The organism is Aquimarina sp. MMG016, from assembly GCF_018100805.1.
Taxonomy (GTDB): domain Bacteria; phylum Bacteroidota; class Bacteroidia; order Flavobacteriales; family Flavobacteriaceae; genus Aquimarina.
Genome location: NZ_JAGJEA010000003.1, coordinates 511,669 through 533,545 on the forward strand (window position 1 = coordinate 511,669; position 21,877 = coordinate 533,545).

20 protein-coding genes are annotated in these 21,877 nt (G+C 29.8%); all 20 read left to right on the forward strand.

All coding sequences use genetic code 11. From position 1 onward, the window contains the following. The first annotated feature begins 7 nt into the window (after nucleotides 1–7). The 20 genes from pseG (at nucleotide 8) to J8M14_RS08475 (ending at nucleotide 21,873) form a co-directional block, all read left to right on the forward strand. Complete coding sequence (gene pseG, locus J8M14_RS08380; protein WP_211074140.1) at nucleotides 8–1,057, forward strand: UDP-2,4-diacetamido-2,4,6-trideoxy-beta-L-altropyranose hydrolase; 1,050 nt, start codon at nucleotides 8–10, stop codon at nucleotides 1,055–1,057. After that, entirely contained in the window at nucleotides 1,044–1,676 is a 633-nt protein-coding gene (locus J8M14_RS08385; RefSeq protein WP_211074141.1) for a hypothetical protein, read from the forward strand. Before pseG ends, J8M14_RS08385 begins: the two co-directional genes overlap by 14 nt. 11 nt (nucleotides 1,677–1,687) lie before the next feature. Continuing rightward, complete coding sequence (locus tag J8M14_RS08390) at nucleotides 1,688–2,617, forward strand: ketoacyl-ACP synthase III (protein ID WP_211074142.1); 930 nt, start codon at nucleotides 1,688–1,690, stop codon at nucleotides 2,615–2,617. A gap of 4 nt (nucleotides 2,618–2,621) precedes the next feature. Further along, nucleotides 2,622–2,852 (forward strand): phosphopantetheine-binding protein, encoded by a 231-nt coding sequence (locus tag J8M14_RS08395; RefSeq protein WP_211074143.1) that lies wholly within the window; start codon nucleotides 2,622–2,624, stop codon nucleotides 2,850–2,852. Further along, entirely contained in the window at nucleotides 2,853–3,719 is an 867-nt protein-coding gene (locus tag J8M14_RS08400) for a UDP-3-O-(3-hydroxymyristoyl)glucosamine N-acyltransferase (protein WP_211074144.1), read from the forward strand. 3 nt (nucleotides 3,720–3,722) lie between these two features. Continuing rightward, nucleotides 3,723–4,736, forward strand: coding sequence for a pseudaminic acid synthase (gene pseI / locus J8M14_RS08405; RefSeq protein ID WP_211074145.1), 1,014 nt, complete (start codon nucleotides 3,723–3,725; stop codon nucleotides 4,734–4,736). Nucleotides 4,737–4,740: 4 nt separating this feature from the next. Beyond that, a complete protein-coding gene (locus tag J8M14_RS08410; protein ID WP_211074146.1) occupies nucleotides 4,741–6,066 on the forward strand; it encodes a hypothetical protein in 1,326 nt (441 codons plus the stop codon). Between the two features lie 7 nt (nucleotides 6,067–6,073). Then, nucleotides 6,074–6,829 (forward strand): hypothetical protein, encoded by a 756-nt coding sequence (locus J8M14_RS08415; protein WP_211074147.1) that lies wholly within the window; start codon nucleotides 6,074–6,076, stop codon nucleotides 6,827–6,829. Nucleotides 6,830–7,076: 247 nt separating this feature from the next. Then, nucleotides 7,077–8,153, forward strand: coding sequence for a hypothetical protein (locus J8M14_RS08420; protein ID WP_211074148.1), 1,077 nt, complete (start codon nucleotides 7,077–7,079; stop codon nucleotides 8,151–8,153). Then, nucleotides 8,146–9,165 carry a hypothetical protein gene (locus J8M14_RS08425; RefSeq protein ID WP_211074149.1) on the forward strand — a complete coding sequence of 340 codons (1,020 nt, stop codon included), beginning with the start codon at nucleotides 8,146–8,148 and terminating at the stop codon, nucleotides 9,163–9,165. The genes J8M14_RS08420 and J8M14_RS08425 overlap by 8 nt, the downstream gene beginning before the upstream one ends. A 587-nt stretch (nucleotides 9,166–9,752) precedes the next feature. After that, nucleotides 9,753–10,403: an O-antigen ligase family protein gene (locus J8M14_RS23370; protein WP_348772831.1), complete on the forward strand. Its 651-nt coding sequence runs from the start codon at nucleotides 9,753–9,755 to the stop codon at nucleotides 10,401–10,403. Nucleotides 10,404–10,434: 31 nt separating this feature from the next. Then, nucleotides 10,435–11,712 (forward strand): hypothetical protein, encoded by a 1,278-nt coding sequence (locus J8M14_RS08435; protein WP_211074151.1) that lies wholly within the window; start codon nucleotides 10,435–10,437, stop codon nucleotides 11,710–11,712. A 613-nt stretch (nucleotides 11,713–12,325) separates the two neighbouring features. Continuing rightward, nucleotides 12,326–12,973, forward strand: a complete 648-nt coding sequence (locus J8M14_RS08440; RefSeq protein WP_211074152.1) for a hypothetical protein — start codon at nucleotides 12,326–12,328, stop codon at nucleotides 12,971–12,973. Then, a complete protein-coding gene (locus J8M14_RS08445) occupies nucleotides 12,951–14,066 on the forward strand; it encodes a glycosyltransferase (protein ID WP_211074153.1) in 1,116 nt (371 codons plus the stop codon). The genes J8M14_RS08440 and J8M14_RS08445 overlap by 23 nt, the downstream gene beginning before the upstream one ends. A 192-nt stretch (nucleotides 14,067–14,258) precedes the next feature. Beyond that, a complete protein-coding gene (locus J8M14_RS08450) occupies nucleotides 14,259–15,605 on the forward strand; it encodes an undecaprenyl-phosphate glucose phosphotransferase (RefSeq protein ID WP_211074154.1) in 1,347 nt (448 codons plus the stop codon). Nucleotides 15,606–16,535: 930 nt separating this feature from the next. Continuing rightward, the gene (locus J8M14_RS08455; RefSeq protein ID WP_211074155.1) at nucleotides 16,536–17,276 is read left to right on the forward strand and encodes a hypothetical protein; all 741 of its coding nucleotides are present in this window, start codon (nucleotides 16,536–16,538) and stop codon (nucleotides 17,274–17,276) included. A 73-nt stretch (nucleotides 17,277–17,349) separates the two neighbouring features. Further along, nucleotides 17,350–18,201 (forward strand): FkbM family methyltransferase, encoded by an 852-nt coding sequence (locus tag J8M14_RS08460; RefSeq protein WP_211074156.1) that lies wholly within the window; start codon nucleotides 17,350–17,352, stop codon nucleotides 18,199–18,201. A gap of 115 nt (nucleotides 18,202–18,316) precedes the next feature. Next, the gene (locus tag J8M14_RS08465; RefSeq protein WP_211074157.1) at nucleotides 18,317–19,579 is read left to right on the forward strand and encodes a hypothetical protein; all 1,263 of its coding nucleotides are present in this window, start codon (nucleotides 18,317–18,319) and stop codon (nucleotides 19,577–19,579) included. After that, nucleotides 19,545–20,633 (forward strand): glycosyltransferase family 1 protein, encoded by a 1,089-nt coding sequence (locus tag J8M14_RS08470; RefSeq protein ID WP_211074158.1) that lies wholly within the window; start codon nucleotides 19,545–19,547, stop codon nucleotides 20,631–20,633. The genes J8M14_RS08465 and J8M14_RS08470 overlap by 35 nt, the downstream gene beginning before the upstream one ends. Further along, the gene (locus J8M14_RS08475; RefSeq protein ID WP_211074159.1) at nucleotides 20,626–21,873 is read left to right on the forward strand and encodes an O-antigen ligase family protein; all 1,248 of its coding nucleotides are present in this window, start codon (nucleotides 20,626–20,628) and stop codon (nucleotides 21,871–21,873) included. The genes J8M14_RS08470 and J8M14_RS08475 overlap by 8 nt, the downstream gene beginning before the upstream one ends. Nucleotides 21,874–21,877 lie beyond the last annotated feature (4 nt).

Consider the following 21,877-nt stretch of genomic DNA (forward strand, 5'->3'; position numbering starts at 1 on the left):
TTAAATCATGTCTAATTATAGACTTAAGAAGATTTATTTCATAGTAAACGCAAATTCCAGAATAGGTTTTGGGCATTTAAAAAGGTGTTTGTTATTAGCAAAGGAGTTTAATTCGAAAGGTATTGAGACTGTTTTTTTAAGTGACAATATCTCAAAACATATGATCAATGAGGTTCAAGAAAAACATGAATTAGAACTTTTTGACACTAAAAAATCCTTATTAGAAACATCATTTCACTTCATTAACAAAGAGCAAAGTTTGTTAATTATTGACACAGACGACCAAGAATTTTATGAGTCTAATTATCAAAAATCAATATATGAAAGAGGTATTAGGTTTATGTATATTACTATAAAGAATAACATTTCCTATTACTCACATTTTCTTTTAAATCCGAATATAATTGCATTAGCAACAAATTATGAAACACAATCGTATACAAGACTAATGCTTGGTCCAAAATATTTTATTTTGGATGATAATTTCAAAGAAATAAAACCGAATTTAAGGCAAGAATCAAAAACAAAAAATATTTTATTGACATTTGGAAGCGCTGACCCAAACAATTTGACATATAAATTACTTTCGATTTTAGAAAGATATGAACATTTCTTTAATAAGCTTAGAGTGGTCGCGGGGGGACTAAACACAAATGTCGATAATATAAAAAAACACAAACTCTTATCGAAGAATAATGTAGAAATTTATATCGATACTAAAGAAATGTATAAACTTATGTCGGATACTGATTTGGCTATAACATCTATGGGACTCACTTTTTGGGAGTTGACATTGCATAAAGTTCCCTGTATAGCGATTTCCGGTTCAGAAAGAGAAAAACCGGTGTTGAAGTATATAGGCAAAGAAAATTATTGTTATAATCTCGGGGACTATGATGATAAAGATTGGGAGAAAAAATGGCAAACGGGATTGGATAAATATATTGATAACATGAACCAATATAGATCAGGGTTGGATAAATTATACGATCATATAAATATTAACGGGAAAACCGATTTAATAAACCAAGTTATTACAGAATATGAAAAATTATAACACCATAATTTTAGAAAAGGATTTGGAAATTTCCTTTAAAGGAGACAGGGATTATATTTATGCATCAGATATGTTTATCCTAATTGCAAAGGAATTAATAGCAAAAGATTTTACCAACATAAAAAATATTGATTTTTCTGTACATAGTATATCTAACAAAGAAATTAAATTATTACTTTTTCAAAGTGATGTTTTAGAAACCAATGAAGATAATTTGGCGCAAATAAAATTTGAATCCAATGATACAACTTACTTTGGTGTGATTAGAAAAGGCTCGTCAGAAATTTTAAAGCGAACTGAGTATAATGAAAAAGAAGTTTTTTCAAATGCTGAAATAGATAAAGTGAAGCAAAGAATAGAATTGTCAAATGACTATAAAAAATATTCTAACCTTGATGTATTAACCGCAATGAATAAGAGATTACTCTATGAGGTTAGGCCGGATATTGAAGGGAAATGGCTTTCAGTTAGATTGCAATTAGATGACCTTGAGGATTTACTCAAAGAAAGGTCAAATTATGCGGTTGAGTTAATTAAGGTTTTTTCAAATAAATATTCAAAAAGCATACTGCTCAGCAATAATAAAAAAATAGGAAATTTATTTTTCTCATTAATCTAAAGAAAAATGAAATGATCGGAATAAAAAACGTTGGTGTATACATACCTAATAAGAAAGTTTCAAATTTAGATAAGTTATCCAAGTTTGAAACAACAGAAGATTTTGTAATCAACAAAATTGGTATAGAAAAGGTAGCTGTAAAAGAAGAGACCGAGGATGTTTCGGATATGTGTGTTAAGGCATTCGAAGATTTAAAAAAATTAGGGGAAATTGATTTAGACACAATTAAGATATGTATTCTAATTACACAAAACCCAGAAAGCAATATTCCTCATTCATCTGCTTTAATCCATGATAAGTTAAATTTACCAAATGATTGTGCTTGTTTTGATATTTCATTGGGATGTTCAGGATATGTTTATGGATTATCCGTTGTTAAATCCTTAATGGAATCCAACAATATAGATGATGCTCTTTTATTTACCTGTGACCCATATTCTAAAATTATGGATTATGATGACAAGAATACTTCACTGTTATTTGGTGATGCGGCAACGGCTACTTATATTACTAGAAATGAACCAATTCTCACATTAGGGAAATTTACTTTTGGGACGGTCGGTAAAGAAAGTCATAATTTAACTGCCGGGATTGATGGAAGTAAATTGTATATGAACGGTAGAGGAATTTATAATTTTGTAATAAGAAATATACCGAAAGATCTTGAAAAGTTATATGCTTTAAATGAAATTGACAAAAGCAGTATTGATTTGTTTTTGTTTCATCAGGGCAGTAAATATATGATCGACGTTCTTACAAAAAGGATGAAACTAGACCCTGACAAAGTTATATTTTCGGCAAAGAATTATGGTAATACAGTTTCAAGCTCCATCCCAATTTTAGTTAAAGATCGATTGGCTTCTGATGCAGATAAAATAGCAATAAGTGGATTTGGAGTAGGACTTTCTTGGTCAAGCACAATATTGAAAAGAAATAAATAGAAAAATGGAAATAACAGAAAAAAACTTAAAAGAAATATTAAAAAAATCTTATCATGGAGACTTGGATGAGATTGAGATGACAAGTGAATTAAGTCAGATTGTCGACTCTTTGGATATGTTGGATTTTTATATGCACCTGGAGGAAACGTATGAAATTCAAATTCCGGATGAAGATGTAGATAAACTTAAAACGTTTCAAGACGTTAAGCAATATATCGAAGAAAAGTTAAATTAAATGAAGCACCCTATTAGACCGATATCGGTATCTTCTTTAGAACAGGAGTTCTTGGGAAATTCAGATTTTCAGGTAAAATATATTACCTCTTTAGCCTATAGTGATGATACAACGATCACTTTTTACAAGGGAGATGATTTGGATCGTATTGCCAAAACTTCGGCCGGAATTTTAATTGTCAAAGAAGAACTCAAGGGCAAAATCAAAGACTATATAGCATCAGCAATTTTATTTACAGATAATCCAATGTTGTTTTTTGCAAAATTGCTAGCTAAAAATTTTGAAAATACTTTTACAGATCAAAAAAAAATAGTTAACGATGAATCGAAGATATCTTCAGATGCATATATAGAGGACGAGGTTCATATAGGAAACGAAACGAAAGTATATCCTAATGTCACCATTCTGAATTCTACTTCTATAGGAAGTAATTGTGTCATACAATCAGGAAGTGTATTAGGAGGAATTGGGATGTCTTATGTTAAAGATGATTTAGGAAACTTCAATAAGATTGTTCAATTAGGAATACTAGAGATTTGTGATAATGTGGATATTGGATCTAACGTGAGTGTTTTAAGAGGTATTTTTGAAAAAACGTATATTGGCGAAGGAACCAAAATAGGGAACAACGTCAATATTGGACATAATGTCGTTATAGGAAAGAATTGCTACATTTCTTCTGGAGTAATTATTGGAGGTGCTTGTAACATAGGAGATAACTGTTGGATTTCTCCGGGAGTTTCTATAGTTGATCATATCAAAGTAGGTGATGGAGCCAAGATTGGAACAGGAGCTGTGGTAATCAAAGACGTATTAGAGAATAGTTTTTATTTAGGAAATCCTGCAAGAAAAATAAAAGACTTATAGAAAGTGGAAAATAAGACATTTATTATTGCCGAATTATCTGCCAATCACAACAATGATCTTCAATTGGCTAAAGATACGATTTACGCAATGAAAGAATCAGGAGCGGATGCGGTTAAGTTTCAAACTTTTACGGCAGACTCTATGACCTTGAATATAGATGGGAAGGATTTTGAAGCTAATCCAAAAGGAGCGTGGGCCGGAAGAAAACTGTACGATTTATACCAAGAAACTTCCTTACGTTATGATTGGCAGATAGAATTATCAAATTATGCCCTTTCTTTGGGTATACAATGGTTCTCATCTCCTTTTGATTTTAAAGCAGTAGACTTCTTAGAATCTATAAATTGTCCGATTTATAAAATCGCATCATTCGAGATTCTGGATATACCTCTTATAGAATATGCTGCTTCTAAAGGAAAACCAATGATCATATCTACCGGAATTGCTATAGAAGAAGATATAAAACTTGCAATAGAAACCTGTAAAAAGGTTGGAAATAATGACATTACTATCCTTAAGTGCACATCTGCATACCCTGCACCTTATAATGAGATTAACCTTAACGTCATACCGGCTTTGAAAGAAAAATTTAATGTTAAAGTAGGTTTGTCGGATCATACTATGGGGAGTATTGTGCCCTTGGGAGCAGTATCTTTGGGAGCCAGAGTAGTAGAAAAGCATTTCATTTTGGATAGAAAACTAGGAGGAGCAGATTCATCTTTCTCTATGAATCCTGAAGAGTTTACCTTCATGGTAAAAGGTATTCGTCAACTAGAACAGGCACTCGGAACGTCTTCTCTTGAGATATCTGATGAGTCAAAGATTGCAAGAGAGAGAGGGAGATCATTATATGTATCCCAAGACGTTAAGAAGGGAGATTTTATTACTAAAGAGAATATTCGTTCTATTAGACCTGCCTATGGCTTACATCCTAAATATTATCAAGAAGTGTTAAATAAAACTTTTAAAAAGGATATTAAAAAGGGAACACCATTAAGTTTTGAATTGATAAATTAGTTAGATGAACATTTTATTCATAGAGAACCGATATAAAACATTTACCTATGAGGCCATAGGAAATCTCTTTATAAAAGATGGGTTCCAAGTTTCTTTTTTGATTCAAAACAATTATTATGCCCCAAAAAAAGAAGACTTCAATTGTCACATTATTCCATTTCCAGATTCAAAAGAATTAAACAAAGAATATAAGGCTGATTCAGAAATAATAAATATTATTAATTCTGATCGAATGCAAAATTTTTTTCATAAAAAAGGAACTAGTTACTTTTACTATTACAATGAAAAAATAGAAGAAATATTAGATTTAGTTAAACCTGATGTAGTTTTTGGAGAATCGACAGCATTTCACGAATTAATCACAATAAAAAACTGTAAAAAAAGAAACATTTTATATCTAAATCCTTCTACCTGCAGATATCCAAAAAACCGCTTTTCTTTTTATAAATACGACACCTTAGAACCTTATAAAGGAAGTAATGAAGAACTAACATATTCTCAGGCATTAGAAATAATAAATGGGATAGTTAATAGATCTACTAAACCTGATTATATGAAAGTTGTTAAGAAATCTAGATCTAAAAATACTAAAGATAAATTTTCTAAAACAGTTTCGTTCATAAAAGGAGATACGTATAATACTCCAAGTCCTTTGGTCAAATTTAAGATAGAAAAAACAAAAAAGAAAAATATAAAGCGTTGGGATTTGCTAGCGAATGAAAAAATTGATAAAAGTAAAGGTGAACTTATTATGTTGTATCCTTTGCAGATGCAACCCGAAGCTAACTTGGATGTCTGGGGGCGCAAGCATAGAGATCAACTCAAATTGATTCAAGAAATCAGTAAAAATTTACTTAACAAAAAAACAAAGCTTGTAGTTAAACCGAATCCCAAATCAAAGTACGAATTGTCAGAAGCATTGTTGGATTATGCTCAAACCACTGATAATATAACAATGCTAAAGCATGAGGTCAAAATGGATGATATATTGGCAGATATCGACTTGGTAATAACGGTAACAGGTACCATCGCCATTGAATGCATATTATCTAATATTCCTGTGGTTACTCTAGTAAACACAATTAATAACGAACAAGGAAACTGTTTATATCTCAATGATTTAAATGATATCCCAGTTGTTTTAGAAAAAGTAAAAAATAATACATTTCCCAAAATATCTGATAATGAGAAAATTAACTTCCTAAATAAGCTTAATAAATTAAGTTATGAAGGAAGAATATCTGATCCATTTAGTTATAACAGGTGTCTTGAAGAAGAGAACCTGGAAAAAATTTACTACGCATTCAAAGATATTCTTAAAACGGATTAAATAAATTATGAAAAGAACAATAACAGCTTGTATTGCTTTTTTTTTTCCTAGTGTTATTTCTGTTCAATTATTAAGATTATTAGGATATAAAATCGGAAAGAATGTTAGAATTGGATTTTCAATACTAAAAGTTTCATCTTTAACTATTCAAGATAATGTTAGAATTGGGCACTTCAACATTTTTTTAAACCAAAATATAAGCTTAGCTCAGAATGCCAAAATCGGATATTTGAATTTTTTTAAGGGACCAGTTCAATTGATTTTGGATCAAAAGGCTGCGATAGGAAACAGGAATTATATTACCCGTGCAAGAATAGGAGTAACCTATGGCGAATCAATCTTAAAACTAGGTATATTAACCAAAATAACAACAGGACATCACTTAGACCTAACTTGCAGTATTAGCTTTGGGAATTATTCGATACTTGCTGGAATAAGATCTCAGATGTGGACCCATGGTTATTACCATTCGGACCAGGGAAAAGAGAGGATACGTATTGATGGTGAAATAAAAATCGGAAATAATGTTTATGTGGGATCTGGATGTATATTTAATCCAGGAGTTAAAGTTGCTGATGCCGCGCATATCGGTGGAGGTTCTGTAATTTCTAAGAATTTGGAAAAACCTGGCATGTATGTAAGTCAAGGGTTAAGATTTATCGAAAATGACATCAAAAAGGTAAAATCAAAACTTCAAAATATCAATGACGAATACAACCTAGTGGAAGCGGTTTATGTAAAAAAAATTAATGAAGATATTTAGTCCTATAAAGTTACTTTTATTATCATTTTTAGTATGGTTGCTTTTTTATTTTTCCATACCTGCCAACTACATCTACAAAGGCTCAGCCTTGTTCTCTATTAGTTTGTTACTGTTATACATTGTTTTTTTTATTTTTGGTATTCTTTCGATAAAAAAAAGTAATAAATCACTCTTAAAAAAGTCGTATCCTTTAAAAAAAGTCAAACAGATCACCTATTTTCTTTTTTTTGTAGGTTTAACTGGGGTTTTGATTAAGTTATTTACAGGGATATTCGTTACAAAAATATTTATTCCGGGAGAAATTTTCTCCAAAAGACTAGAGCTTATTGGCTCTGAATTTAATAGTGGAATTTTTGGTGTAATATCAGCGATTTTGTTTCCTTTTTCGGTGATTACAATGTTAATTGTGATTTATCATTTCAGAAATTTTAGTAAAACATTTATTGTTTTTGCAATTCTTTTTGGGCTTTATCCATTTTTAGAGACATTTTATTTAGGTGGAAGAACGATCATTGTTTTACTAGGCACGACTATCATTTTTACACTTTTGGCTAGTATTGAAAAGAACGTAAACTATAAAAAAACAATAATAAAGCTTGCAACTTTCAAATTAATTACACTGCCAAGTTTCTTTTTAAGAAAGAAGGTTTTAATAATTTCATCAATAATACTAATTGCTTTTGTTTCGTATTCGATTAAGGTAATAAATGATAGACTTAGCAGGTTTAATTATAAGGACACCCTCTCTGTTTGGGAAGTTTATCATAGGGTAAAAGTAGATGACGAATTTAAAAAGGAGGTGCGTATAAGTTCTATTGAAGATAAAAACTATAAAATAGGAATATATAGTCTAAAGCATTATTTCGTTCATGGAGTTTTTGAGTACATCAGATTAGTAAATCATTTGGATAAAACCACAGGGTATTATTATGGCCTTTATGAATTTTATGTTTTTGCCAAGTTTTTTAAAGTTTTTGGGGTTCAAATACCTAGTTTTTACGATTTGAATTCTATATCTCATAAAAGAGCTGTTTATACCACTTTTTGGGGCCCCTTTTATATTGATTTTGGGATTTTCGGAATAATAATTATGTTTCTTTGGGGTCGATTTGTTAGAAAAGTACATATAAGAGCACTTCAAGGGAATGTTCAATATGTTATACTGTTTTCTTTTTTGGCAACAATAATTCTAGCATCTTTTTATATTAATTTCCTTTTGGGGACCGCTTCTTATTATCTTTTTGCTTTTTTGGTTGCTATAATTTTGTTTAAAATTTGGCCAAATAATTTGACTTTTGTGTTACATAAAACCAATAATGTATAGAATAACAATCATAATATTGATTTTAGGGATTTTGGGAAGTTGTAGAAAAGATAAACCAGCGACCCAAGAAATTTTGGATCCAATAACTAATCCCGATATTGATGATACCTTTTTGGTTTCAGACTCAAGATATAAGAAAGGAGACATAAGAAGATATGGAATCTATCCTAATCAAAAAAACGAACCTAAAGTTGTTCAGCAGGTAATAACTTTGGCAGAAAGTGGCTTGCCTATTTTTTTTCCTAAAGGGTATTATCCTATGTCATTAGTTATAAAAGGTCAATCAAACATACAACTTCATTTTGATGATGTAATAATTGGAGGAGGATTACAAATAATTGATTTTAAAAAGAAGCCATCAACTAAAATTGCAATCAAAGGTAAATTGACTGTTTTAGACAAGATTTTTATTAAACGATCAAATAATATTTCTTTTGATACGCTAGTTGTAATGACAGATACATTAAAAAATATTAACAGACGAAGTAATAGAGGTGTTAGCATTTATTCTGGTTCGGAGATCCTGAAATTTGAACATTTAGAAATAAAAGATACAGGAGGGAAAGAAGATAGCTATTATAAACATACAGCATCTGCCTTGCAGATACATGGTTGGAATCATAATCCAAAACATATTTATATAAAAAACTTGCATATTGATAATGCCGATCGAACAGCCCTTTATATTACAGGGAGTAATCATAAATTAGAAAGAGTGAATATCGAAAACTTTGGTTTAGGGACCAATAGAAATATGTTTCAGCTAGAGGATGCCGCACCTGGTGAAGAAATGGAATTCGCAGGCGTATGGATAAATCGTTGCAATAATTGCGAATTTGATTTTGTAACTATAAATGATCAATATAAAAGAGCACGTTATAGCTTGAAATTGGATGAAGGAAAATATGCTGAACCCACATTTATATATAATTTGGAGATAAAAGGAATGGCGAAAGAACTATCTATTTTAGACGATGAACTCACCAACATTTTAGTAAAAAAAGCAAATTGATACAACAAATAAGATACATAATTAAAAAAAGAGAAACTATTTATCTGTGGATTCTATCCTTGGCCGTTCTTTCGTTTTGTTTTTCTTATGCCATTAATTCTATTATGACCTTTCTATTAATAGGTTTCTTTTTTTTGGATACCAGAGAAAATCTTAATAGAAAAATTCAAATTTTACGACAAAATAAATTAGTCTATCTGTACATATTATTTTTTTTTGTACAAATTATAGGACTAGCCTACTCAGATAATGTATCGTTTGGAATTAAAAAAACAATTTTGCTTATTCCCTGTCTTTTTCTACCTGGGATTGTTTTGTCAGAAAAATTATCTAAACCTAATTATAACCATCTTTTTAATATAGTTAAATGGGGGATAGTAATAGTTTTTATAAGCTATCTATTTATTCATTTGGTATTAGATCAAAGGAATATTAGAACTTTTGTTTATTTCACTGTCCAGAAAAGAATAGGAATCAGTCAATTTTATTTATCATTTATCTTTTTATTCGGGATATATGAATGTCTCAGAAAAATTTTCTCAGAAAAATCAAACATCGTTATAAATGCTTTTTTGTTTCTTTTCTTTATGAGTCTCCTGGCTTTAATGGGGAATCGAACAATTTTGGGGATTACAGGGTTATTCCTATTGTTCTATTTATTGAATGAATTTAGTGATAAAGGACTAATAATTCGCTTAGGAATTATATTAATTACTATTTTGTCAGGTATTGGTCTAAGTCAAATGGATATTGTAAATAGAAAGATGAACGTTTTTGTAAAAACCACTGACTTAGATCTAGAAGTCATAAAAACTAAAAACAGGTTTACAATTACAAAAAACACTTTTGAACACAGAGTTTTAATTAATTATTTATCCTCTAAAGAAATTTTCGATTCTTTTCCTTTAGGAGTAGGGACAGGAGATTATAAAGATGTAATGTTAGAAAGGTATAAAGAAATTAAGTTTAAAGCAGGAATAGCTAATGAGTATAATTTACATAATCAGTATTTTTCGGAGTTCTTAAAAACTGGAATTTTAGGTGGAATTTTGTTTATGATTATTATCTTCAATTTATTAATGGAAGTAAAGAGGAGTCAAAAAATTTACAGTTATCTAGCTATAACATTTTGTATTGCTTGTACCGTAGAGTCCTATCTAGATAGGCAACATGGAGTTTTTATATTTACTTTACTACTACCTTTTTTTATAAAATACGAAAACTACTTAAATAAATGAAAGTATTATTAAACGTATCTAAGCTTTTCGGATGGATTTGATAAAAAGAACTATTAGAGATAAAGCACCTTTTTTATTTTCCTTTGTGTTTTCTAAGGCATCAGTATTCTTGATTCCTTTATTGATGGCCGAGATTTTGACAAAGGAAAATTTCGGTATACTAGAATACGCACTAGCGGGTTTGGGAATGGTACTCAAGTCTACACTTAATCTTGGAGTTCCAGGAGCTTATCCTTTCTTTAAATTGCGTAAAAAGAATTTGAAAATTCTAAACGGTTTTACTATTCACTATTTATGGTTATTAGTATTTTTTATAGGAAACCAACTGGCATATTATTTCTTCAATCTTTCTGTTGAGTACTATATGGCTTTAAACGTTTCCTATATTATTGCTAATCAGGTTTTCATTTCCACACAGTTAAAAACCGTTGGGGCTATATCTAAAGCAGTACTTTTTGATTCAGGAATTTATTTGACATTACTTGTTTTTATCGTTCTAAACGCTAGTGGTTTTGTAGATAGCACTTTAGGTAATATTAATTTTTGTATTCAATTTTATGCTATAATATACGCTATTAACGCCCTAACAAAACTCACAAAAGTCAAAAGAAGCATGTTTTTGAAGTATATCGAAATAATTAAGTTTAGCTACCATCTTTTGTTTGCTTCAATTTTGATTTTTTTTATAACGGTTTCCGGCAGGCTTTTAATAGAGTATTTTTTTAATGATTTTGAAATAGTAGGAATATATGCGTTCTATTTTCGTTTGGCGGCTTTGGTGGTAATGATATACCAGGTGATTAGTATAGCTTTTTTCAAAGACATCTATACGCTGGATCCAAAAATATTAGATAAGTATTTTAGTTACTTTTTTGTGGGTTTATATGTGATTTCTACTGTTGCATTTATCCTTAGTAAAAGCATAGTTCCTTATTTTTCAGATTTTTATGTTAGCACAATCGACAACTACGATGGTGTGTATTTCATACTTTCTTCTCAGGTGGTCTTTTGGATATCAAGCGCCTTAATGTCAAATATTACAGACCGGGAAGAGTTAGCCAAAAGGATTACTCCCTTGTTTTTGGTTTTGATACTTCTATTTTTACTAGTTTTATATTTGATTCAGGACTTTTTGACGTTGCGGGTATATACTATGATACATTTTGTAGTTTTTTTAATTGCTACATTACTGCAAATATTGGTTTTATATAGAAAAAAAATAGTATTTAAAAGATCTGCCATTTCTTTATCCCTGATTTTCTCTATAACATTAATGATATATTTTGTTAAATATTCTGTTGGCACATAAGCAATTTCTATATAGTTTGCTCTCTGGGGTTTTAATATGGATATTCACCTATATCTTAATTCCTGTGGAGCCAATAAAGGAGTTGAGTTGGCAACTGTTATTTTTTTTAGGTATTAATTATCTAATGATCCTGTTAGGGTACTTTTTTTGTCAAACCACATTTTTAAACAAAAAGAGGAAAATAAATATTGATATTACTAAGATTTTCATGGTTATTGTAGGATTAACTATACTTGGATTTATTGCCAGATATTCAGATCTTTTTTGTTATCGCAAACTATCATTTTATAACCAATTTTATATAAACAAACAGTTAGGGGTACAAAATGCTAATAAATCCCCATTACTCATCTCTTTATTCTCCATCTTTAGAAGTGTTTATTTTTTTCCTATAGTAATAACTATAATTACAAGAACAAAAAGTAAATGGTTTTTAATATTATCAATATTATCAATATTATTTATAATTCCTGAAAGTCTAATTTTTGGCACCAGGAAGGACTATTTTATTCTTTTTATAGTTATTTTAATTTCATTTCTTATCACAAAAAACACAACTATACTTTTAAAAAGAAGTTTTCTTATTAAAGCAGTCATAGGCTTATTCGGAATAATGATTATTTCTTTTATCATTATCAATATAAGAGTAAAAGAAAATAATCCTGAAAACGAGGTTTGGACACAATATTTGGCAAATTCTAGGTATAACGATTTTGTTCCTGTTAAAAGAGAAATTAGAGAAAGATATTTTGATAGAAATAGTAATTCTGTGTATAGCAATGCTATCGTTCTTATGACTCATACAGGACAGTATATTATTCATGGGTTGTATGAGTTGGATTATATAATGCACTTACAAAAAAGAGAAAAAGCATATGGTACTTATACATTTTATCCACTGATAAAATTTACTAATAAATTAGGTATTACCAATATTTGTTGGGAGGATACCTCTAAAATTCATCCTCGACAATATGTGTACACTACATTTTTTGGTGCTCTTTTTATTGATTTTGGTTGGTTTGCAATCCTCTTTTGTTTTCTTTTTGGGTGCTTTTATGGATTGATAGCAACCAAAGCAAACAAATCTATTTTTTTTAGAGCAATCTGGGTGTATCTGTTAGTGATAAATGTATCTTTGCCGGTGATGAGTTTAATAAGAGGTGGAGGTATGTATCCGTTCGTATGTTTTTTAGGAATCCTTATTTTTTTCCGTTTTATTAACCTAAAAAAGAATGATGAAAAAAGCTTTAGTTCATGATTGGTATTATGTAAACGGCGGAGCCGAAAAGGTAATACATTCAATAAACAACATATGGAATGATCTTGAACATTACGCTTTAATCGACTTCCTTACAAAAAAAGATCGCGAATTTATTCTTAATAATAAAAAGGTACATACCAGCTTTATTCAAAAGCTTCCGACTGCAAAAAACAATCACAGAAAATTCCTTCAATTTTTTCCTTATGCAGTGGAGCAATTTGATCTAAATGAGTATGATCTGATATTAAGTTCTTCAGCATCAATAGCAAAAGGGGTGATTACTAATCACGACCAATTGCATATATGCTATTGTCATTCTCCTATGAGATATGCTTGGGATTTTTATCATCAGTATCTAGAAGAAGCCAACCTGAAAAAAGGACTCAAAAGTTTATACGCAAAGTATGTATTACATAAAACACGAATTTGGGATATAATTAATAGTAATCGGGTAGATCATTTTATTGCAAACTCTGAGTATATCGCCAAAAGGATTAAAAAAGTATATAATAGAGATTCTAATGTAATATACCCTCCAGTTAACATTGATAAGTTTCCCCTCAAAAAAGATAAAGACGATTTCTTTTTTACAGCATCAAGAATGGTTTCTTATAAAAAAATTGACCTAATAGTTCAAGCATTTAATGAAATGCCAAACAAAAAGCTTGTAGTTGCAGGAAGCGGACCTGATTTTAATAAAATCAAAAAAATGGCTAAATCAAATATTGTACTAAAAGGATTTGTCGAAGAAAATGAGCTTATAAGTTTGATGCAAAATGCCAAGGCCTTTGTTTTTGCGGCTGAAGAAGATTTTGGTATAATTCCAGTCGAAGCACAAGCCTGCGGTACGCCAGTGATAGGGTTTAATAAAGGAGGGCTAAAAGAGACTGTGCTCGACAAAAAAACCGGAATACTTTTTAGAAGACAACGAATCAACGATGTCGTTGAAGCCGTTAAACAATTTGAAAAAGAAAGTTTTGACCCAGATTTCATTAGGAATCACGCATCAAGGTTTTCTAAAGAAAGATTTGAAAAGGAAATGAAGGCATTTGTAGAAGAAAAATACGATAACTTTATAAAAAGAGCTTAACGGAAATATTCTTTATAAGTAAAGAATTCATTGATTTAGGGGGTATAAGAATAGATTAGTTTATTCGAAATTTATATATAAATATGTGTACAAAAGAGGATTAGTGAAGTAGATAGTTATAATTTATAAATCAGGTTCAAGTGTATTTCTCGAAACAAATTAAGTTCTAAAATAGATCAACAGATTAATTAAATGAATTCTAAAAATAGAGGCTATTCAGTTTTCATTAAACCAATATTTCTATTGGTAGACATAGGTATACTAAATATTCTTATTTTTTTGCTGGATATTAAATCAAACCCTACATTATTATTTCACGTTTACATTTCTTTAAGTTGGATAATTGTGTCATTTGCAACAGGGTTTTACGAAACCAAAAGATTTTCAAAGATGATTCAAACCTTAGCATCTTTACTAAGGCAATTTGTGATTTTTGCCTTGATTCTTTATGCTTTTGTTGGATTTTTCAAACAACCTCAGTTGAGTAGACTTGATTTGGCGAAGTATTTTTTTACTTGTTTTTTGCTGATTTCATTTGCTAAGTACCTGTTATTGTTTTTATTAAATAAATACAGAAAAGTGCTTGGTGGAAACTATAGAAATGTTGTGGTTGTTGGGGATAATCAAAAAACAAATCAACTCATAGAAACTTTTAAGGAAAGAAGTGATTTTGGCTACAAGTTTCAAAAGAAATTTAGTGTTAAAAGAGAAGGTTTTGATCTACAAAATTGCTTTAACTATATTCTTGACAACGATGTTGATGAGATATATTGTTCGGTTGCAGAGCTTACAAACGAACAATTACACAAAATTGTAAACTTCACTGATAATAACTTAAAAGTGTTAAAGTTTATTCCCGATAATAAAGACATTTTTACTAAGAAATTAAGATTTGATTACTATGGATATATTCCTGTGCTCTCGTTTAGAGACATTCCCTTAGATGATTCTATTAATAAGTTTGTAAAAAGAAGTTTTGATATTGTTTTGGCATCTTTAGTCTTGATATGTATTCTTTCGTGGTTAACACCTTTGATATTTTTATTAATTCAATTAGAGTCCAGAGGCACTGTGTTTTTTATGCAAAAAAGGAACGGGTTGGATTACCGAGAATTTTATTGCTATAAATACAGGTCGATGAAACCAGATACTAGTGGTAAACAAACTACCAAAGGGGATGCGAGGGTTACCAAAGTGGGTAAGTTTATAAGAAAAACCAGTATTGACGAATTACCTCAATTTATCAACGTATTAAAAGGCGATATGTCTGTAGTAGGCCCAAGACCTCATATGGTAAAACATAATGAAGACTTCGCACAAAAAGTAGATAAGTTTATGGTGCGTCATTTTGTAAAACCTGGGATAACAGGTTTAGCACAGGTTAGCGGTTTTAGAGGTGAAATAGAAACCAATAAAGATATTGTTAATAGGGTTAAATATGATATTTTTTATATTGAAAACTGGTCTGTGTTGTTAGATATTAAAATCATTTTCCTAACCGTATTTAACGCAATTAAAGGTGAAGAAAAAGCTTATTGATAAGTTTTTACGTAAATTTCTACCTAAACGAAATCCTTACCCAAAGACCTAAAATATTTCTTTTCGGGATCTAATTTCTAGAGGTTAATAGTTTATACTCCTTGTTTGCCAGTAACTATTATTCCTTTAGCATCTGTTTTTAATCTAAATTGAGCTCTGCAAGACCTTCAAATGATTAAACTGTTAAGCGCGATAACGATAATAAATAAAATATCTGGTTATAATCTTTTCGTTTGTACAAAACATCGTAGACTATATTTATATCAACTTTATATTTAGAACAGGAATATTGGTAGCCGAGCTTTCTTCTTTTTTTAATTAAATAGAGCGGTGCATTATACTAAGTAAAAATTATTTCACTGATTTTTTATTTGATATTAAAAAAAGTACGCATTACTTTGTTTCAGGTGAAAAATCAGTGAAATAATTTTAAAATATGGATAATTGCTAAAAGATATTATTTACAATAATCTGGCGCAAGGTTTGCAATTTGGATCAAGGTGGGTTTTAAATCTTTCTCTTATATCATTAATGGATATAAAATTATATGCAGTTTTTTCATTTATTTATTCTTTGTCAAATATTTTATATAGCATTTTACCATTTGGAAGTCCAGATTATATGATTTCAGAGTCAGACAAACCAACAGAAATGCTAAAAAAACTGGCAAATTCCATAGTAGTAGTTTCAGTTTTTTTTATCTGTATTATATTATTTTATTTCATTTTAACACCGTTTTTAAATAATTTAAAAGGATGGCCTTCCTACTTGTACGGAATCATACTGGGTTTCGTACTCTCCTTAAATTTAGTTTTGTTTTCTTATTTTAAAGCAATTGGAAATTTTAAGAAGGAACTCTACGCGTATTCATTTTTTTGTTTCATATTATTGTTTTTTACGGCATATTATTATTTCATTACTAAATCAATTATGGATTTCATATTCATTTTTGAATTTTTGATAGTACTAAATAGTTTGATGACTTTATATGTGGTTTCTTCTTCTGGTCTTAAATCAGCACTTATATCGGAATTTAGAAATCTAAAAATAAACAGAAATCAATTTAAAGAGTTTCTAAACCTACGTTTATACTTTGGACTCCAGGAGATTGTAACTGCTCTTTATACGCAAGCTGGTTTACTTATACTTTTCTATTTTCTTGATAAAGAAACGTATGGTTATTATAGAGCTCTTTTTGTAATTATAGCTCCAATAATGATGGTCTCTGTTGCAATTTCTCAGGTAGTTCTTAAGTATCTGAAATCTATACCCAAGCATAAAATAGTATATCTTTTCAGAAAAACGATTCTATACACCATCGGGTTTGGCGTTTTAATTTCAATTTCGCTTAGTTTATTAAAAGAGTATTTGTTTGATTTCATAAAAATTGAAACTAATGAAACTACCCAAGTGGCTTTTATAATTATTATTGTAGTGATACTATTGCGATTTTTATTTTTTAATTATGAAGTATTATTAGTGGTTTTTGATAAACAAAAAGAAAGGTTTCTTATAACCCTTACAGCAGTAGCTATAAGTTCATTATCTATATTTTTTTTATTACCAGAATATGGACTTATAGGAGCAGTTTCCACTAATTTGATATCTAATGCAATCGTTGCAATAGGTCTGATTACTATAAGTGAAAGCTATTTAAAAAACAAAGCATGATAAAATCTACAGGATTATCATAAATATGTGAGGTAATGAATAAAGATGATTCTTGAAGCAATAAAACAAACGCATGAAAAATAGAGTAAAGTTTATTATTCTTAAAATGTTGGTTAGGTTAAGAAAAATGATATTGGGTCCTCATGCCATTGGAGTGCAGTATGAGACAAAAAACGGAATCATTAATGCCCCTATTGAGGATTTAACTGTAGGAAGACACCTGGGTTTCAAAGGCAATTGGGATATTGCTGAAATAGAAGAGCTGTTAAAATTCATAAATCAAAAAGATGTTGTCTATTTTTTAGGAACCCATATAGGCACTTTGCTAATTCCAATGTCAAAAAAATGCAATAAAGTAGTAGGTTATGAGGCAAACCCAGATAATTTAAAATTTCTTAACTGGAACATTAACGCTAACAATGTAAGTAATGTAATTGCCTTTAACTATGCAATTGGCGATACCGAAAAGAATATAACTTTTTATAAGAATAAAATTAATAGTGGTGGTAGTAAGATAAAACCTTTAAAGGAAAGTTTTTTATACAATTATGATAATCCGGAAGTTATTGAAATACCTATGGTAAGCCTGGATCATCATATTGAATCAAAAAAACTTCCGGCACCGAGTTGCATTGTAGTTGATATTGAAGGCGCTGAATATTTTGCGTTACAAGGTATGCAAGAAACCCTAGCAAAAACAAGGGTATTATACATAGAGTATGTACCCCATCATCTTAAAAATGTCGCAAATGTTTCTAATAAAAATTTTATAGATTTAATTTTTCCGTATTTTGATAAAGTAAAGCTTATAAGGACACAAGAAGAAATAAAAATTGAAGATTCTTCTGAAGAATTACTACAATTTCTGGATGGCTTAGCTTCTAAAAATAAATCCGACGATTTACTTTTTACTAAGAACTCTTAAAATAGTGTAAATGTATTATATTCAATTATAGAAAATAACTGGATTAAGAATAATAATTTCTTGTACTTTTAATCATTAACCTATAATTATCTATAAAAGTTAGATATCAAAAAGATTGAAGAGAAAAAATATTATATTCAACATGTTGGTTCTTTTGTTCTTGACCTTTTGTGTTCAGTTCACGGATCTTAAGATAGGCTTTGTTAAAATCACAGAAATACTATTGCTGGTTGCTGCTCCATTTGTTTTGTTAGGAAAGTTGAACAAATACGTAGTGCATTTTTTATTATTTTTTACGGTAATGGGTGTTTTATCATTTTGGACAACATCTCGTTTAGATTTTGCTTATATAGAACCATCATTTTTCAAAAGACCATATTGGATTACCATTAGTCGATATTTAGAAATTGTTACCTGTTTAATCCTTTGCAATATTGCTTTCTTATATTTTAGATCACTGAAAAAAAGTAATCAATTTGATCGTTATATCAACATATTTATTGATTTAAATATTGTTTTAACCGCTGTATTTGTATTTGTTTATCTATTGGTTGTTTTTGAAGTAATTTCTATTAATGACACTCGATTAGTTTACAGTTATGCCACAAGATTAAGAGGATACTTTGCAGAAGGAGGTCCCTTTGGGCTAATGTTAAGCTTCTTTTTCATGCTTACCTATTGGGTAAAAAGCAAAAAAGGCAGATATATCAGAAGGATATTTTTATTTGTAGTTATCTTTTTTATGGCACAATCCAAAGCGGGTACTTTATGTTGTGTGGTATGGTTAGGTATAGAGAATTTTGAATTTGTAAGGAGAAAACTAAAACCCTTACTGTTTCCGATTATAACAATATCGCTGATTGGCTTTATTTATTTGTTTATTAATATTAATGACATGTATGTAAAGGAGATCCAAAGGGTGAAACAATCCGTATTAGAAAGACCTACTGATCGTAATTTAATTTTGGGTAGAGTGTCCGGCTTTTTTATTACCCCAAAAATCATTACCAAACATACACTTTTGGGAATTGGCACTGGTAACTACCCATTGTTACGTAATAATAAGGAATATCGAGGTTTTTTTCCATTGCCCCCTAAAAACATAAGAAATATAGATGCACATGGGTATGGAGGTATTATGGATATTTTAATAGATAATGGTTTACTAGGGATCATATTTTTCTTTTGGATTTTATTGAAGATTTTTGAAAGAGTAAGAAAAGAAAGAGGAAAAATAGAATTTCTACTAGGCTTTGTGATATTATTCTCTTTTGGGGTGCAAATTCATTTTATGTACCCTTGGATTTTATTAGCACTAATATTGGTGAAAAAGTATAAAGATAATGAAGCTAGTAATAGACTTAAGATTAATCCATAATTCTGGGATCGGAACTTATATCAAAAATGTAATTCCTTTAATTATAAGTGGTTTTGGAGAGGTATTAGTCCTAGGTGATCCGGTTATTATTAAAAAATTTGAATGGAGTAAAAAGTTAGAAATCATCCCTTTCCGATATAAAGTCTATTCTTTTAAAGAGCAGCTTATGCTTCCGGTGTATATACCCAAGTGTGATGTGTTTTGGACACCTCATTTTAATGCTCCCTTATTACCTATCAAAGCTACTAAAAGAATGGTGACGATACACGATGTCAATCATCTATCAAATCCTGCATATTTTTCTTATATCAAAAGACTCTGGGCTAAGGTACTTTATAAAAATGCTGTAAAACGAAGTGACACTATATGCACAGTGTCAAAGTTTTCTAAATCCGAAATCCTCAAGTTTTTTACTGTAGATCCTCATAAAATAAATGTTGTTTATTGCGGAGTAGATCAAAATTTTGTAAAAAATGTAATGGTAGATAGTGGTTTAGAATTACCAACAAATTACTTTTTATTTGTTGGTAATGTTAAACCTCATAAGAACCTAATTACACTATTAAAAGCTTATAATCAATTAACAACTGAAATTAAAGAAAAATATAAACTTGTCGTTTTGGGCAGAAAAGAAGGTTTCATAACTCAAGAAACAGCAATTTTTAGATATATAGAAGATAACAATTTAAGTAAAAACATCTATTTTACAGGGTATGTGTCGGATAACCTGGTATCTGATGTATACAAAAATGCTACGCTGTTTATTTTTCCATCTTTATATGAAGGTTTTGGATTGCCTCTTTTAGAAGCTATGTCCTGTGGAGTTCCTGTTTTGTCTTCTGATATGGCAAGCTTGATTGAGGTTGGAGGTGAGGCGGTTGTATATTTTAACCCAAAAGAGGCCAATGATCTAAAAGAAAATATTGTTCAACTATTAGATAATCAGGAGCTAAGAATCAAATGTGTTGAAAAAGGTTTCGAACAAATTAAAAAATTTAGTTGGCAAAGATCAGCTGATAAACATATAATTGTACTAAACAACTTATATGAGTAATAAGATCATACAATATTACCAAAAGACACATTTCTTTCTGATATGTTGTCTTGTGCTCTTTCCCTTGACTCCTAGAGGAGTACATAGTAGTATAATTATCACAATAGGTGCAATAGCTATTATTTATTTTGCTATAAGAGGAAGAAAAGATTGGACTGGTAAAAAAACAAAACACTTATTTGCTCTAGGATCTATTTTTGTTATCTATTGTTTTAGTTTACTAAACATGGGGGATGTTGATATAGGGATGAAATTTATTATACGTACTGCTCCCACTTTTCTAATACCATTTGCATTTTTAAATCAAAAAAATGCAGAATGGAATATAAAACAATTGCAAATCATATTGTTTATATATTTTTTAGCTATAAGTTGTGTGCTATTTTTTTTGCATTACTCTTTTTTTGAAGAAATTCACTACCTTCAAATAACCTCTTGGGAAAAGCGATGTAGGATTGAAGAATCCTTAAAAATGCACGGTACATACCTTTCCATGTGGATTGGTATGGGGGTTTTAAGTGTTATATGGCTCCTATTTCAAAACAAAATATATAAAAAGATACTTTTTGTTTTTGGAGTTTTGATCATAGGTTATTTTCTTTTTTGGCAATATTTTCTAGGGGCAAGAATGCCTCTTTTTAGCACTTTGGTAGCATCTTCCTTTTTGTTGCTGACCTCCCTGAGAATATCGCTTAGAACTATTGTAGGGTTATATTTATTATCGTTCACAATAGGATTGATTGTATTTTGGAACCCTATTCAGCACAAAATACAAGAATTAGGTAGTCATAAAAAGGCCATTCCCGAAGGGAAATATGAAAACACTAATCCCAATATATCTAACGAAAACATAAGAAGTGCTATTTATTATTGTGCTTTAATAAATATTAAAGAAAAACCATTGCTGGGTTATGGAGTGGGTAATACTGACAGGGTAATGCAATATTGCTACAATCAGAAATTTGATCATACGGATCTTTTTACGACATTCCGTTTTAATGCTCATAGTCAATATTTTCAAATAGTATTAGCCGCCGGAATACTGGGGTTGTTGATATTTTTGACATCGATTATTTTATGGATTAGATGGTCTTCAGGATTCTTATATATAGCTTTTTTAACGCTTATACTTCTTTGTTTTACTTTTGAAAATATACTAAGCAGACATGATGGGATTGTTTTTTTTAGTGTGTTTAATACCATTTTATTAAATGTAAAAACTAGATTAGATCGTATATAAAAAT